The 14,095-nt window shown below is 38.4% G+C and carries 14 protein-coding genes, 1 other RNA gene, 1 pseudogene and 1 other annotated feature; all 16 genes and pseudogenes read right to left on the reverse strand.

Going from position 1 to position 14,095, the window contains the following annotated elements:
* Positions 1 to 3: 3 nt before the first annotated feature.
* On the reverse strand, positions 4 to 1,134 hold the full coding sequence (locus VAHSUH02_RS05935) for an efflux RND transporter periplasmic adaptor subunit (protein WP_038148798.1): 1,131 nt from the start codon (positions 1,132 to 1,134) through the stop codon (positions 4 to 6).
* A gap of 260 nt (positions 1,135 to 1,394) precedes the next feature.
* Positions 1,395 to 1,736: a transfer-messenger RNA gene (ssrA, locus tag VAHSUH02_RS05940) on the reverse strand.
* 29 nt (positions 1,737 to 1,765) lie between these two features.
* Complete coding sequence (gene bioF, locus VAHSUH02_RS05945; RefSeq protein ID WP_005383438.1) at positions 1,766 to 2,935, reverse strand: 8-amino-7-oxononanoate synthase; 1,170 nt, start codon at positions 2,933 to 2,935, stop codon at positions 1,766 to 1,768.
* A 1-nt stretch (position 2,936) separates the two neighbouring features.
* A complete protein-coding gene (locus VAHSUH02_RS05950; RefSeq protein WP_005383439.1) occupies positions 2,937 to 3,665 on the reverse strand; it encodes a 6-carboxyhexanoate--CoA ligase in 729 nt (242 codons plus the stop codon).
* On the reverse strand, positions 3,662 to 4,156 hold the full coding sequence (locus tag VAHSUH02_RS05955; RefSeq protein ID WP_005383440.1) for a hypothetical protein: 495 nt from the start codon (positions 4,154 to 4,156) through the stop codon (positions 3,662 to 3,664). Before VAHSUH02_RS05955 ends, VAHSUH02_RS05950 begins: the two co-directional genes overlap by 4 nt.
* A gap of 156 nt (positions 4,157 to 4,312) precedes the next feature.
* A complete protein-coding gene (locus VAHSUH02_RS05960) occupies positions 4,313 to 4,693 on the reverse strand; it encodes a glucosaminidase domain-containing protein (protein WP_005377606.1) in 381 nt (126 codons plus the stop codon).
* 21 nt (positions 4,694 to 4,714) lie between these two features.
* On the reverse strand, positions 4,715 to 5,185 hold the full coding sequence (gene smpB, locus VAHSUH02_RS05965; RefSeq protein ID WP_005377596.1) for an SsrA-binding protein SmpB: 471 nt from the start codon (positions 5,183 to 5,185) through the stop codon (positions 4,715 to 4,717).
* An 82-nt stretch (positions 5,186 to 5,267) separates the two neighbouring features.
* Positions 5,268 to 7,556 carry a ribonuclease R gene (gene rnr / locus VAHSUH02_RS05970; protein WP_005383445.1) on the reverse strand — a complete coding sequence of 763 codons (2,289 nt, stop codon included), beginning with the start codon at positions 7,554 to 7,556 and terminating at the stop codon, positions 5,268 to 5,270.
* A 70-nt stretch (positions 7,557 to 7,626) separates the two neighbouring features.
* Complete coding sequence (gene secG / locus VAHSUH02_RS05975) at positions 7,627 to 7,863, reverse strand: preprotein translocase subunit SecG (protein ID WP_005377589.1); 237 nt, start codon at positions 7,861 to 7,863, stop codon at positions 7,627 to 7,629.
* Positions 7,864 to 7,868: 5 nt separating this feature from the next.
* Positions 7,869 to 8,537 carry an RNA polymerase sporulation sigma factor SigH gene (sigH, locus tag VAHSUH02_RS05980; protein ID WP_005377593.1) on the reverse strand — a complete coding sequence of 223 codons (669 nt, stop codon included), beginning with the start codon at positions 8,535 to 8,537 and terminating at the stop codon, positions 7,869 to 7,871.
* 128 nt (positions 8,538 to 8,665) lie between these two features.
* The gene (locus VAHSUH02_RS05985; RefSeq protein WP_005379915.1) at positions 8,666 to 9,202 is read right to left on the reverse strand and encodes an NYN domain-containing protein; all 537 of its coding nucleotides are present in this window, start codon (positions 9,200 to 9,202) and stop codon (positions 8,666 to 8,668) included.
* Between the two features lie 9 nt (positions 9,203 to 9,211).
* The gene (gene rlmB / locus VAHSUH02_RS05990) at positions 9,212 to 9,949 is read right to left on the reverse strand and encodes a 23S rRNA (guanosine(2251)-2'-O)-methyltransferase RlmB (RefSeq protein ID WP_005383453.1); all 738 of its coding nucleotides are present in this window, start codon (positions 9,947 to 9,949) and stop codon (positions 9,212 to 9,214) included.
* Positions 9,942 to 10,427, reverse strand: coding sequence for a Mini-ribonuclease 3 (locus VAHSUH02_RS05995; RefSeq protein ID WP_005383454.1), 486 nt, complete (start codon positions 10,425 to 10,427; stop codon positions 9,942 to 9,944). Before VAHSUH02_RS05995 ends, rlmB begins: the two co-directional genes overlap by 8 nt.
* On the reverse strand, positions 10,417 to 11,865 hold the full coding sequence (cysS, locus tag VAHSUH02_RS06000; RefSeq protein ID WP_038148801.1) for a cysteine--tRNA ligase: 1,449 nt from the start codon (positions 11,863 to 11,865) through the stop codon (positions 10,417 to 10,419). The genes VAHSUH02_RS05995 and cysS overlap by 11 nt, the downstream gene beginning before the upstream one ends.
* Before the next feature lie 49 nt (positions 11,866 to 11,914).
* Positions 11,915 to 12,120, reverse strand: a binding site (T-box leader).
* Positions 12,121 to 12,339: 219 nt separating this feature from the next.
* Positions 12,340 to 12,555 (reverse strand): annotated as a pseudogene (locus VAHSUH02_RS06005) (hypothetical protein); the annotation flags it as partial.
* A 77-nt stretch (positions 12,556 to 12,632) separates the two neighbouring features.
* Positions 12,633 to 14,093 carry a glutamate--tRNA ligase gene (gene gltX, locus VAHSUH02_RS06010; protein ID WP_005383458.1) on the reverse strand — a complete coding sequence of 487 codons (1,461 nt, stop codon included), beginning with the start codon at positions 14,091 to 14,093 and terminating at the stop codon, positions 12,633 to 12,635.
* Positions 14,094 to 14,095: the final 2 nt, after the last annotated feature.

The raw sequence follows: 14,095 nt of genomic DNA on the forward strand, positions 1-14,095 counted from the left end.
CTCCTATTGTTTAGCTGTTTCAATTTGTGTTTTAGATAATTCGGTAGCTTGTACCTTTGCACCATTCTTAACCTTAGTTAAACCATCTACAACGATTTCATCACCATTTACAAGACCAGATTTAACGATTGTGAAAGCCCCTGTAGTGCCACCGAGTTCAACAGCCTTTTGAGATACTGTTCCATCTTGACCGATGACATAGACAAAGTTTTTATCCATAATTTGTAAAATAGCTTTTGTAGGTACCAAAATGGCATCCGTTAATTTTTCACCAGGAGAAATAACGGTAGCAAACATATTAGGTAACAATAAATGATCAGGGTTAGGGAATGAAGCTTTCAAAATGAGCTTGCCTGTGGAAGGATCTAACGTTCTTGCTGCTTGAACAACAGAACCTACTTGATTATATTCCTTGCCATCAACTAAGCGTAATTTCAAATTAAGACCGCTGTTTTCATCACCAGAACGAGTAGCCATAAATTCAAGATACTCTTGTTCAGTCATACTAAATTCAACGAAAATAGGATCTACAGAATCGATGGTTACCAATGTTGTGGATCCTGCATTAACAAATGTACCTATATCGACAGCATCCATGCTCAATGTACCTGAATATGGTGCATAAATGATAGTATCACCTAAGTTATCTTGAGCAATCTTCAATGCTGCTTGTTGTGCTTCTACAGCTGCTTTAGCTTGTTCCGTGGCAGAACGTTGTGTATCTACGCGTTGGCGTGCAATCGCATCTTGACTTGCCAATGTTTCATAACGACCTAAATCAGTTTCTGCATTTTGATAATCTGCATTTGCTCTTGCCACATTAGCTTCCGCTGTTGCTACATTTGATTCATATTGGCGAGAATCGATTCGATATAAAGGTTGACCGGCTACTACTTGATCCCCACCTTTAACAAATTTTTCCACCACATAACCAGTAACACGAGCATGTACAGCCACAGAATTTTCTGCCTTAACTGTACCCGTATAGGTTTGATCAACTTGTGCGTTTTGCGATACGATTTTATACGAGTTTACCGCCACATCAGCTGATTGCTGTTGTTGGCTACCACAGCCTGCCACCAGTAAAGCAGATACTGCTAATACTGCTAACATGCGTGAATATCGAGACTTCATTACATGTACTCCTTTTCATAACACTAAATTTATAAGATCCAAATTCATAAATATCTCAATATATTGTACTTTATTCCGATTAGATAGTCAAGATTTCTATGTCCTATAAACCTAGATAAAATCTATGTTTATATGCATTTAATTGTGTGCAACTTCACACCATATTTTGTTGACTTTCATAAAAATTTGTGTACAAAGCAAAAAATACCGAAGATTTAGTATCACTACACGATACTAAATCTTCGGTATGAATCATCTCATGGTGGAGATGAGGAGAGTCGAACTCCTGTCCAAAAGCGTTGCCATATAGACCTCTCCGAGCACAGTCTATGATTTAAGTCTCAAGTACCTATCGCTCACAGACAAACTACAGTACTCCAGTTCATGTTGTCTCGCCTAATTCATATGAACGACTAAATTAAGCCAGCCTACGGTTTGACGTCCATTCACACTTGGTAGGCACAAGTATGAGGGACGTAGCTTATGCAGCTAATGCAAAATTTTCTTCTGCGTTTAAATGTTTTCCCACCGTTTAACGGCCCAATGGAACGCCGACTCGCTATCTATACCACACTCGCCCCTGTCGAAACCTTTACATCCCCATGGGTTTGTTGGTTTATCTATCATACCCCTAATATATATTCATGTCAACTAGTAATTCATGCAGCGTTTGTGCGACATAATCAAGTTGCTCTTTGCTATGAGCAGCAGTCACCGTCATGCGGAGGCGACTTTCACCAACAGGAACCGTAGGAGGCCGAATAGCAGTAATAATTATCCCTTGTTCTTCTAACTCACGGGCCAATGTTAAGGCTCGATCATTCTCGCCTACCACAATCGGGAATATCGGTGTTTCATCATCACAATCAATGCCCATAGCCTGTAATTTATGTGCCATATACACAGTATTATCACGTAATGTATCAACTACAGATGGTTCATTTCGTATAATTCGTAGGGCCTCTAAAGCCGCACCGATATCCGCCGGGGACAAAGCTGTAGAAAATATAAAGCTACGACTATAATTAATCAGGTATTCTATCAATTCCTTACGTCCCGCCACATAGCCGCCAACAGAACCTAAGGCCTTGCTCAAGGTACCAAGCTGTACATCTACATCGGTAAGACCAAAATGATGAGCCGTACCTCGCCCATTTCCGATGACACCGGTCGCATGCGCATCATCTACCATAAGAAGAGCATCATATTCCTTACTTAACTCATACAGCCTATCTAATGGTGCAATATCTCCATCCATACTAAATACACCATCAGTAATGATCATTTTATACGCAGATTTATAATTCTTAAGAATATATTCAGCATGTTCTACATCTTTATGTTTATACCGCTCAATATGAGCTCCACTGAGGCGACACCCATCGATGATACTAGCATGGTTTAATTCATCACTAATGATGACGCTATGCTTGTTCATTAAGGCCGTAATCGTACCAACATTAGCCATATAGCCTGTATTAAACACAAGTGACTGTTCCGTTCCTTTAAAATTGGCTATAGCGATTTCTAATTCCTTAAACAATGGAAACGATCCTGATGTAAGTCTAGCACCACCAGAACCGGTGCCATATCGTTGAATTGCTTGCATAGCCGCTTGTTGTACTCGAGCATCATGAGTAAGTCCCAAATAATTATTAGATGCCATCATGATATATTCACTATCATTATCATTGCGTTTTACACGCACTGCATCTAAGGGCTCGTAGGTCTTAATCGTTCTTTTATTTTGCTCTTGCTCCTTAGCCTCTAGTTTTTTTTGAAAGTCTTGATAATAATCCATGCTACCACCGTACCAATACTGTTGTATTCTCTAAATAATCAACAATTTCACGAATAGGCCTATTTGTATCTACAAAAAATACACGGCCCCCGATAGGATTTCCCATTTCTTTCATATTCGGAATGCGATGATATATGCCATTACATGCTACATACCCAACTGTATAATCTGGATCGTCGGACCAACAAAGTTCACCTACAATACCAGGACATGACTGTACTTTTGTGGCTAGTACTAGTGCTTCACGCATATGCACATTCATAGATCTTGTTTCGTTGCCACACGCATCCATATGACTTACGCGAACACCGCGCATAGTATCTTGATCCAATCGCACACCTGTATTGGCATCCATCAGAATAGCACCACGCATATTACCTGGTAGTTGGCCTAGTTCTGTGAAAGCATTTTCTACGGCCTTATGCGCCACTACTGACTGTAATAACTCTTTTGCTAATTCATGTGATTCGTTTACTGATTCAGTCTTATGTTCATCGATATCGATACAATTAACATAAGTAATATCATCATCGTGAATCGCATCTATACGAATATTAATAAAGTCAGATTTACCTTTACTGTGATGCAACGCCCGATGAATCAAGGCAGATGCTACGGATTCTAAATCACTTTCCTCTACAATGCGTTCAGCTCCAGAAATATGGCGACCCCCTTCTTCATGAGGTCCCCCTTCTGCACCACGCATACGAATACTGTATAACCCCATCATCGCACGACCTTTCGAGGTATGCTATGCGTAGCAGCGGATATAACCTTTTTAAATACAGCAGTCATAATTGGCGCTACAACAGCAGTAAAAATCATGCCAGGTACTGCGAGCATAACCATAGCTAGAGCTCCTTTACCAACATAGACGGATAGAGTTAATCGAGCTACTGTTGAAGCAATAGGACCGCTTAGGATTACACCAAGCATATGATTTTTGCAAATCCACAATAAGAAACCCACAACTAATCTAAATTGCATAGCAATAGCAACACTTAGAAAATTTTGTGTTCCCAATGCCAACCCAATAAGGCTGGATAAACAACCACTGATGATATACTTTTTAAACCCAAAAGCCGCACAAATTGCCACCGCTAATGGTGCCGATAACTGGAACTCAATGCCCGGCACAAGATTAGGAATCTTGATAGCTCCCAAGATTGTAATCATAGCAGTTAAAATACCGATTTCTGTGATTTGACGAATTTGACTCATAGTATTCACCTCTTCATGTACTTACATTGTCAACTATATAAATCACACTTTGTTTACATTATAAGAAAATGTGTGATTTTTATCAACTTATATTTTTTTATTAAGTTAACAATATGCATAAAAATAAGGGACTGAAAAACAGTCCCTTAACTATATTTAGAAATTGATTGTATTAAACACTTGTAATACAGAGCCATAATAAGAATTAAAATCCGCTGTAAAGTATCCGCCATTGTACAAGGCATTGATATATGAATACAGAGATGTAGCATTGGTCATGCCATCTTCTCTATAGTATGTCAAGTAATTGCCAAAATAGTTTGCAAAATCAATAAAATCCGTAAAATGTCTCCAGCTGCCATCTGATGCTGTAACACCACCTAGATTATGATGTGTTGCTTGTAGTTGAGATGTAAACCCACCTGTTTCAATGTACCATTGAGTATATATAAATTTAGGATCTACATGTACTCCGTTTTCAGCTGCTTTTTGAGCTGATATTTTTGCCAAACTATAAAAGTATTGATTAACTTCCACTAAACATCCTCCTATTATATATCAGTATTTTTGTTGTTCCTTTAAACGCTTAGCAATGTCACGCTTTGCATCCCGTTCTGCCATATCTTGGCGTTTATCGTACAATTTTTTGCCTGTTACAAGACCAACGGTTACCTTCACATAGCCACGGCTAAAATGAAAGTTCAACGGAATCAAGGAGAATCCCTTTTCTTTCACTTGTTGGAATAATTTTTTTATTTCTGATTTATGCATCAATAGTTTACGTGTTCGCTCAGGCTCATGATTAAAGCGATTGCCCTGTTCATAAGGACTGATATGAACACCGTAGAGAAGCATTTCGCCCTTATCAATGCGGATAAAGCTATCCTTAAGATTTAATTTACCTTGGCGAATTGATTTAATCTCTGTTCCCGTCAATGCGATACCCGCTTCATAGGTTTCATGAATATTAAAATCATGACGTGCCTTACGGTTATCTGCAATTAATGATGGTGCATCTTTCTTTGCCATAGTCACCTCACAATAGGTATTAATATTTTTATTATCGTTTACGTTTCTTTACATTTTTCTTAGACGCTTTATGGTCTTTTCGTCACTTTTTATGCTTTGTAACACTAGATAAGCCAGAATACAGTTCTCTTCGTTTAGAAGACTTGCTATATCCCTTGCCTTTTCGTTTAGATTGTTTAGAGATACCAGAACGCCCAAACGGTTTCTTTTCTCTTACCCCTACATAACCTTCGGAATTCTTCATCATTTCTTGAATTCTCATAAGATTATCCACTTCGCCAAGTACGAAATCGATTTGACGTTTTTCTACATCAGCTTTCACCAATGTCACCGTTACCGTATCACCTAAATGATAGATTTGACCCGTGCGCTTGCCAACTAATAGGAAATGTTCTTCATCGTAAAAATAGTAATCATCAGTCATCATATTCATATGAACAAGACCATCAATACCATTATCTAACTCTACAAACATACCAAAGGATGTGATGCTAGATATTTTACCCTCAAAGACTTCGCCAATAAATGGAACCATATATTGGGTTTTCTTTAAATCGACTGTGTCGCGCTCAGCAGCTACAGCCACTTGTTCACGTTCTGAAGAATGCACAGCAGCACGTTCTAAAAATTCTGTTTTAGTATCGCGGTTTGCATATCCATCAGGCCATCCCATATCTGCTTTTAATAAGCGATGTACCATGAGATCTGGATATCGTCTAATAGGCGATGTAAAGTGTGTGTAGCATTTCGACGCCAACCCAAAATGACCTGCATTATCGATGCTATATTTAGCTTGTTGCATGGAACGCAATGTCATGATTTGAGCCACTTGCTCAATATCCGTGCCCTTAACAGCATCTAAAATATGTTGGAACACGTGTGGCTCTAATTCATCAAGATGTAATCGAATATCTTGACCTAAATAATTGAGTACCTTTTGATACATACTCATCTTTTCTTCGCTTGGTGCTTCATGGATACGATATACACTCGTACGATTTGTATTCTTTAGATGAGTAGCTACCGTTTCGTTTGCAATAAGCATACATTCTTCAATAAGTCGTTCCGCTAATGTCCGGTCGCGACGTACAATGCGCAATGGTGTGCCTTCTGTATCTAAAAGCACCTTATATTCAGGGAAATCAAAATCCAGTGCACCACGACGACGACGCATATCATTTAAAGTTTTTGCGATGTCGGATAAATTGTGAATCATGGGCATAAGAGATGCCAAGTCATCAGAAATAATATCTTCGGTTAATGCTTTATAAATCTCTTTATAACTGCAACGGCGATTCACATGGATGATAGATGGTTGAATCCGATAATTAACAACCTTGCCTTGTGTATCAATTTCCATCATACAGGTCATGGCATACCGATCTTCGCCAGCATTTAAGCTACAGATACCATTGGATAGTACCTCTGGTAACATGGGGATAACTCTGTCTACTAGATAGACAGATGTACCGCGTTTATAGGCCTCTCTATCGATAGCCTTTTGCGACACTACATAGTGGCTTACGTCGGCAATATGTACACCTAGTTCATAGTTACCATTATCGAGTTTACGACCACTCACAGCATCATCAAGGTCCTTTGCATCTTCACCATCGATGGTAACCATTGGCACGTCGCGTAAATCCCAACGTTTAGGATCATCTGTAATGGTCGTGTTGATATGTTGGCTTGCTTTCACAACATCCTCAGGGAAGGAAAATGGCAAGTCATAATTAGCCATAATACAGTTAATATCAAGACCTACGTCACCTTTATAGCCCAATACTTCTGTAATGACACCTTCTGGTTTCTTATCGCCTTCTGGCCATTTGATAATTTTTACAAGCACCTTAGCACCACTACGAGCATCTAAGGTATTATGTAAGTCAACGTAAATATCTGTTCCCAATCGTTCATCATCAGGGATGACAAATCCAAAGGAATGCTGTCTGTCATAGGTACCTACAACAGTTTCATTAGCTCGTTCTATGACTTCAGTTATAACGCCTTCTCGTTTATGGCGTGAATCTCGGGATGTGATAATACGTACACGAACCTTATCATTGTGCATAGCAGTGCCCTTATTTTGTTCTACTATATACACATCCTCTTCATCAGGAGCAGTAATAACAAATCCAAAGGATTTTCTATATCCCTTGTAAATACCTTCAATAAATTCTGTATCATTATTATAGGCATATACATCTTTTCGTATAAAACTTAAGCGCCCCTCTTTTAATAGTTCTCTAGCAGCATCCATAAAGGCATCCAATTCACGGCCGCCCTTAATATGACAATCCATAGCAGCATCATCGATATGATACGTATGGGGATAAATAGATTTATAAAACGCTAACACTTTTTCTTTCATATAAACACCTCCTTTGCATAATATTTATATATGCTGAAAAAAAGAAAAGCCTGCTAGGCAGGCTTTCAAATTAGAATTGGTTAATCATTGCCCCTAGAACTAAGCTCAACACAGCAAAGATAATACCTAAAATGATTGTACAGCGAGATAAGAACCCATCTAAGCCGCGTTCTTTACCGCCGAATGTAGAATCTGCCGCACCAGAAACGGCGCCGCCCATACCAGAACTCTTACTAGTTTGAGCAATTACAACAACAATCAATAAAATGGACACAATGATTTCTAAAACCATCAAAAAATTTGTCACAATAGTCATCCTTCCTGTGTAGGAGCATCTAATACACGATGTTCCAAAAACTTCTCTAATTTACGTTTAACCCTTTGTAAAGCATTATCAATCGACTTGATGCTACGATCAGTACCTTTTGCCATCTCCTGATATGATTTACCATCTAAATAGCCTTCTAACACTTGCCACTCTAAATCACTTAAAATATGTCCTATGTTTTTTTCTATATCATCTAGCTCTTCTTGGCTAATAATGAGGTCCTCTGGATTTGTACTTCGTGCTGATGAAAGCATTTCTAACAAGGTCCGTTCAGACTCTTCTGTATACACAGGTTTATTTAAAGAAATATAAGAATTGAGTGGTGCGTGTTTTTGACGCGTCGCAGATTTTATGGCCGTAATAATTTGCCGTGTAATACATAGTTCTGCAAAGGCCCGAAAAGAGGCTAATTTATCATGTCTAAAATCACGAGTAGCCTTATACAAGCCAATCATGCCTTCTTGAATGATATCATCTCGATCGGCACCTACAAGAAAATAGGTACGCGCCTTAGCGCGCACAAAATTTTTATATTTATTGACTATATAGTCGATTGCAAACTCATTTTGCTCTTGTTGAGCTATGACCACAACTTGCTCATCAGTCATTTCTTTGAAATTGTAATCGGACTGTTGCATATGAAAATTGTTCATAGGTCCTCCATACAATCACATATTGTAGAAATACCAATATATGTTATTATACTTGAATTATATATGTTCTGCAATATTTATGAAATAGAATATACTTCATACTACTACAGCAGGTCTATCTGTTGTGCTTACTTTGTACCTCTCCGTATAGCTTCTAATTTTTTAGCTACATCGGGATCTAAGTGGTCATATACCTCATTTCTCCTGAGTACCATTTGGTCACGATGATGTTTATGTGTATATTGCAAGCGTTCCTCTTGCTTGGCAAGACGCATATCATTTTGCAATTCTCTTGCTGGAATCCGAAGTCCACCAGAGCCTAATATTTGATTTTGTTCAGCCCCGTCAGAAGTAACGACGTATACATTAGTATACTTACCTTGACGCAAGAATACTTCTCGTTCAATAAAAGAATCTGCCGTTTCACCATCATCGGTATATACTTCTATAAACCCTTTAGTGATTTCTTCGATACTCGCTATCGACTTAGTATATTTACCATCAAACACGAGTATAACCTCATAGCCTTTAAATTTACCATAGTTTAAAAGCTGATTACGTAATTCCATTCGAGCGTGTTCCAAGGATTCATTAGCCAGTTTTTTTAAACTTTGCCATGCGAAGATAACATTATACCCATCGACGATTAAAATATCCTTTAACATGTAGCACCTCTATTTTACCTTCATAGTCCGTTGTCGAACTGCTTCATACATGAGAATAGCAGCTGCTACAGATGCATTTAAAGAATTTAAATTACCATACATAGGGATGGTAACTAAGAAATCACAAGCTTCTTTTACGACACGACTAATCCCCTTACCTTCATTTCCAATAACAAGGACGGTAGGTATCGTTAAATCGGTTTCATACAAGGTACGGTCACCTTCCATATGAGCACCAAGAACCCAAAAACCTTGCTTTTGAAGCTGTTTAATCGTTTGTGTAACATTGCCAACTTGAACAAGGGGAATTTGTTCCACTGCACCAGCAGATGTTTTGGCCACCGTTGCGTTAATAGGTGCATTATGACGTTTAGGAATTAAAACCGCAGTAGCTCCCACACATTCAGCGGTCCGGATAATAGCCCCCATATTATGAGGATCCTCTACACCATCCGTTAAGATAAGCAATGGATTCTCATGATTCGACTCTTGCAGTACTTCTCCAAGATCTTTGAATTCTACAGCATTAACAAATGCAATAACACCTTGATGAGGTACATCCGTTTCATATCGATTCATCTGTTTAACAGGTGTGGGACGAACCTCTACCCCCTTGGATTTCGCTAGACCCACGATGTCAGATAAACCCGTTTTAATTTTATCGTCACTCACTAAAATGCGTTGTATAGAACGGCCTGCTTTTAATGCTTCCTTTACGGCATTTCTGCCTACAATATAATTATCCATGTGAAAGTCCTCTTAATGTAATAGAATAGGCCTCTTTCATCAATTCATTAAGTCGGTCCTGCTGACCTGTTTCATATAGGAAACCAAGGACTGCTTCAAAGGCGGTACTATTTCGATATTCCCGTACAGAACTACTCTTAGGTACATTGACATTACTATTTCGAGCTCGTCTAGCAATAATTTGTTCATTCTCTGTAAGCACTGATTCTAATTGATCCAATACTTTTGACTGAGATTTTGCACAAATAAATTCGGTTACCAATGTATGTAGAACCTGAACCTTTGAAATACTCATTTCTACAACACGTTGTCTAATGTACATAGAATACACAGCATCACCAATATAGGCCAACATAACAGCATCTGAAGCTAATACTTCAGATGCTGGTTTAGATACAAAAGAATGGTCCTCCGTATCTAAGAGTATTAATTTTTTAATAGCTTCTTGTTTCAGAAATTGAAATTGCTTAAATTTCACGCTTTTTCCACCGTGCTCCTGCAGGAGAATCTTCAATAGTAATGCCAATTTCAGCTAATCGGTCGCGAATGCAATCGGCAAGAGCCCATTGCTTTTGTTCACGGCATGCTTGACGAACAGAGAGAATAACATCCATCAATTGTTCGTATTCTACTGCGTCAGCACCAGTATTACCTTCCCAAGCTTTTTCTAATACGCCAATGACCTCTGTCATAAATTTGAAGATACGTTTTACCTCTGCGATAGCATCTTGGCAAACAACGCCTTCTCTACCTGTTACAACTTGATAGTAAATATTAATTTCCTTAGCAAGACCAAACATACTAGATGTAGCTAATGCAGTATTGAAATCATCACTCATAGCGGCTTCGAATTCTTCTTCATATTCTTTAGCTTTTTCTAATAAACGTTGGGCATCGTCACAAGGGCCAGCTTCACATTTTTCAAGATATAAAAGATTTTCGATAGCAGTACCTAATCGTTCCAAAGATTTATTTGCTTCTTCTAAGCGTTCATCGGAGAAATCCAATGGGCTACGATAATGTGTGCTAAGTAAGAAGTAACGCAAAGCATCTGGACTATATTGTTCCAAAATATCTTTCACCAAGAAGAAATTGTTCAAGGATTTAGACATTTTTTCGGAATTAATCGTAATGAATCCATTATGCAACCAGTATTTTACAGAAGGATGATGACCAGAACAGCCTTCAGATTGAGCAATTTCATTCTCATGATGAGGGAAAATCAAATCACTACCACCACCATGGAAATCAAATTCTTCGCCTAAATATTTTTGGCTCATAGCGGAACATTCAATATGCCAACCTGGACGACCGTTGCCCCAAGGGCTTTCCCAGAATGGTTCACCTGGCTTGGCAGCTTTCCAAAGTGCAAAGTCCATAGGGTTCTTTTTACGACCATCTACTTCAATACGAGCGCCTGCTTCCATATCATCTAATGTACGACCAGACAATTCACCATAATGATCAAATTTTTCTACGCTAAAATACACATCGCCATCTAGCTCATAAGCATAACCCTTATCGATAAGAGTCTCAATCATCTTAAGGATATCAGGGATATGAGTAGATACGCGTGGGTATACATCGGCACGTTCTACGCCGAGTGCATCCATTACTTCAAAATAGCTATCGATATAACGATTAGCAATTACGTCCCATGCTACGCCTTCACCATTAGATGTATTAATAATCTTGTCGTCTACATCAGTGAAGTTTTGTACATATGTTACTTTATATCCTACATGTTTCATGTAGCGACGAATTACATCCCACGTTACAAAAGGACGAGCATTACCAATATGAGGATGATTATATGGTGTTACACCACAAACATACATCTTTGCTTCACCTGGTGTTACAGGAGTAAATACCTCTTTTTGGCGCGTCATTGTATTATAAACTGTAATTTCTCTCATCGATACTGATGCCTCCATATTCGAAAAATAAAAAAGAACCCTCATCTCATACAGAGACGATGGTCCGCGGTTCCACTCTGTTAGGCACCAATGTGGTACCCACTCATCGCATAACGGCGCGTCACCGGACAAACCTACCTATAATCGGAATGTCAGCTCATGAATGCATTTCGTCTACCTATCCTTAAACCCTCGCACCATCGGTTCTCGCTAAAAAGTTAGTTGTAGAGTACTTCTTTCAATCTTAGCTTTTAATGTATACCTATATTAAGATATAAAATAATTTTACCAATAATGCTATATAATGTCAATAATTACAAGAAAAACCTCCATCTTCAAAACCATTGAATATGTCCCTTTATCAAGGGAATTAAACATATTAAGGATTATGAAAATGGAGGTTTAACTGTATATTTTATTGAAATATATTATCAATTATAAGCTATTAGAACGATTAACTTAATAAGTTAATGACTAAGCTTGTTCTAATTTTTCTTTATCATCATGTTTGCGGCAAATACCGGCAAAAATAGAGCCTGTAAAATTATGAATAATCGAGAAAACAGCACCAGCTACCGCTGCTTGAGGTGTGAAATGTTTCATCGCTAGTGAAACGGATAATGCAGAGTTTTGCATAGCCACTTCAATTTGCATAGCACGACGAGAGGTCACATCAATATTAATACGTCGATAATTATAGCAAATCTGTACATTATATACAACAAAGGCCCTCACACCATAGGTATGAGAGCCTTTCAATAGTTCTATTATTTAGTTAAAGCACCTACATTGTCTAAATGATGTAAGCATTTTTCTTTACCAAGTAATGTAACGATATTGTTTAAGTCAGGACCATGCATTTGACCAGTCAAGGCAACACGCAATGGCATGAATACAAATTTACCTTTTAAAGCAGTTTCTTTCATAACAGCCTTGATAGCCTTTTTAACGGCTTCTGGTGTAACTTCTTCCATGTCTGCTAATTTTTCTTTGAAAGCATTCAATACAGTTGGCGCAGATTCTTCGTTAAGCACTGCCTCTAACTCTTCTTCATGACCTTCTTCGAGGAATACTGTTTCCCCCATGAACATGCCTACATAATCTTTAATTTGAGCACCAAAGCTAATATGGTCACGGAATGTAGAACAAAGTAATGTTAACCAATCAATATCAGATTGATTCAAGCTATCTGGAGCTAAACCAACTTCTTTTAAATGTGGCAAGCAAAGGCGGAATAATTCTTCATCGCTCAAGTTTTTCATGTAATGGAAATTGATGTGGTTTAATTTATCGATATCAAATACAGCTGGGTTCTTAGCAACGCGATCCATGGAGAAGGCTTGAATCAATTCATCTTGTGTAAAGAATTCTTCTTCACCTTCTGGAGCCCAACCAAGAAGTGCCAAGAAGTTTACTAATGCTTCTGGCAAGTAGCCCAATTGCTTATATTGATCAACAGATGTAGCACCATGACGTTTAGACATCTTCTTATAATCTTTGCCAAGAATCAAGGAGATATGACCAAATGTAGGAATTTCCCAACCAAGTGCTTCGTAGATAGCCATTTGACGAGGTGTGTTGGATAAATGTTCTTCCGCACGAATAACGTGAGTGATTTTCATCATGTGGTCATCCATTACAACGGCAAAGTTATATACAGGGATACCATCGGATTTTACGATTACAAAGTCACCTACACCATTGGACTCGAAGGATACATGACCACGAACCATATCATCGAATGCATAGGTTTTATTCAAAGGTACGCGAAGACGGATAGTTGGTTTTCTACCTTCTGCACGATATTTTTCTTTTTCTTCTTCTGTAAGATGGCAACAATGACCATTATATTTAGGGGTTTCACCGCGTTCCATTTGCGCCTGACGTACTTCATCAAGCTCTTCAGCTGTACAGAAGCATTCATAAGCTTTATCTTCATCAAGTAAGCGTTGTGTTACTTCATTATACAAATCAAGACGTTCTGTTTGACGATAAGGGCCATTTTCACCACCTACGTCGATGCCTTCATCCCAATTCATACCGAGCCATTGCAAAGATGCTTTAATATTTTCTTCACTTTCACGAGTAGAACGAGATAAATCTGTATCCTCAATGCGAAGTACAAACGTACCTTTTTCCTTACGTGCTAATAGCCAGTTGAACAAAGCGGATCGAGCACCGCCAATATGAAATGGACCTGTTGGACTTGGCGCAAAACGTACCTTCATAA

Origin of the sequence: Veillonella atypica KON, from assembly GCF_002959915.1 — a bacterium.
Taxonomy (GTDB): domain Bacteria; phylum Bacillota; class Negativicutes; order Veillonellales; family Veillonellaceae; genus Veillonella; species Veillonella atypica.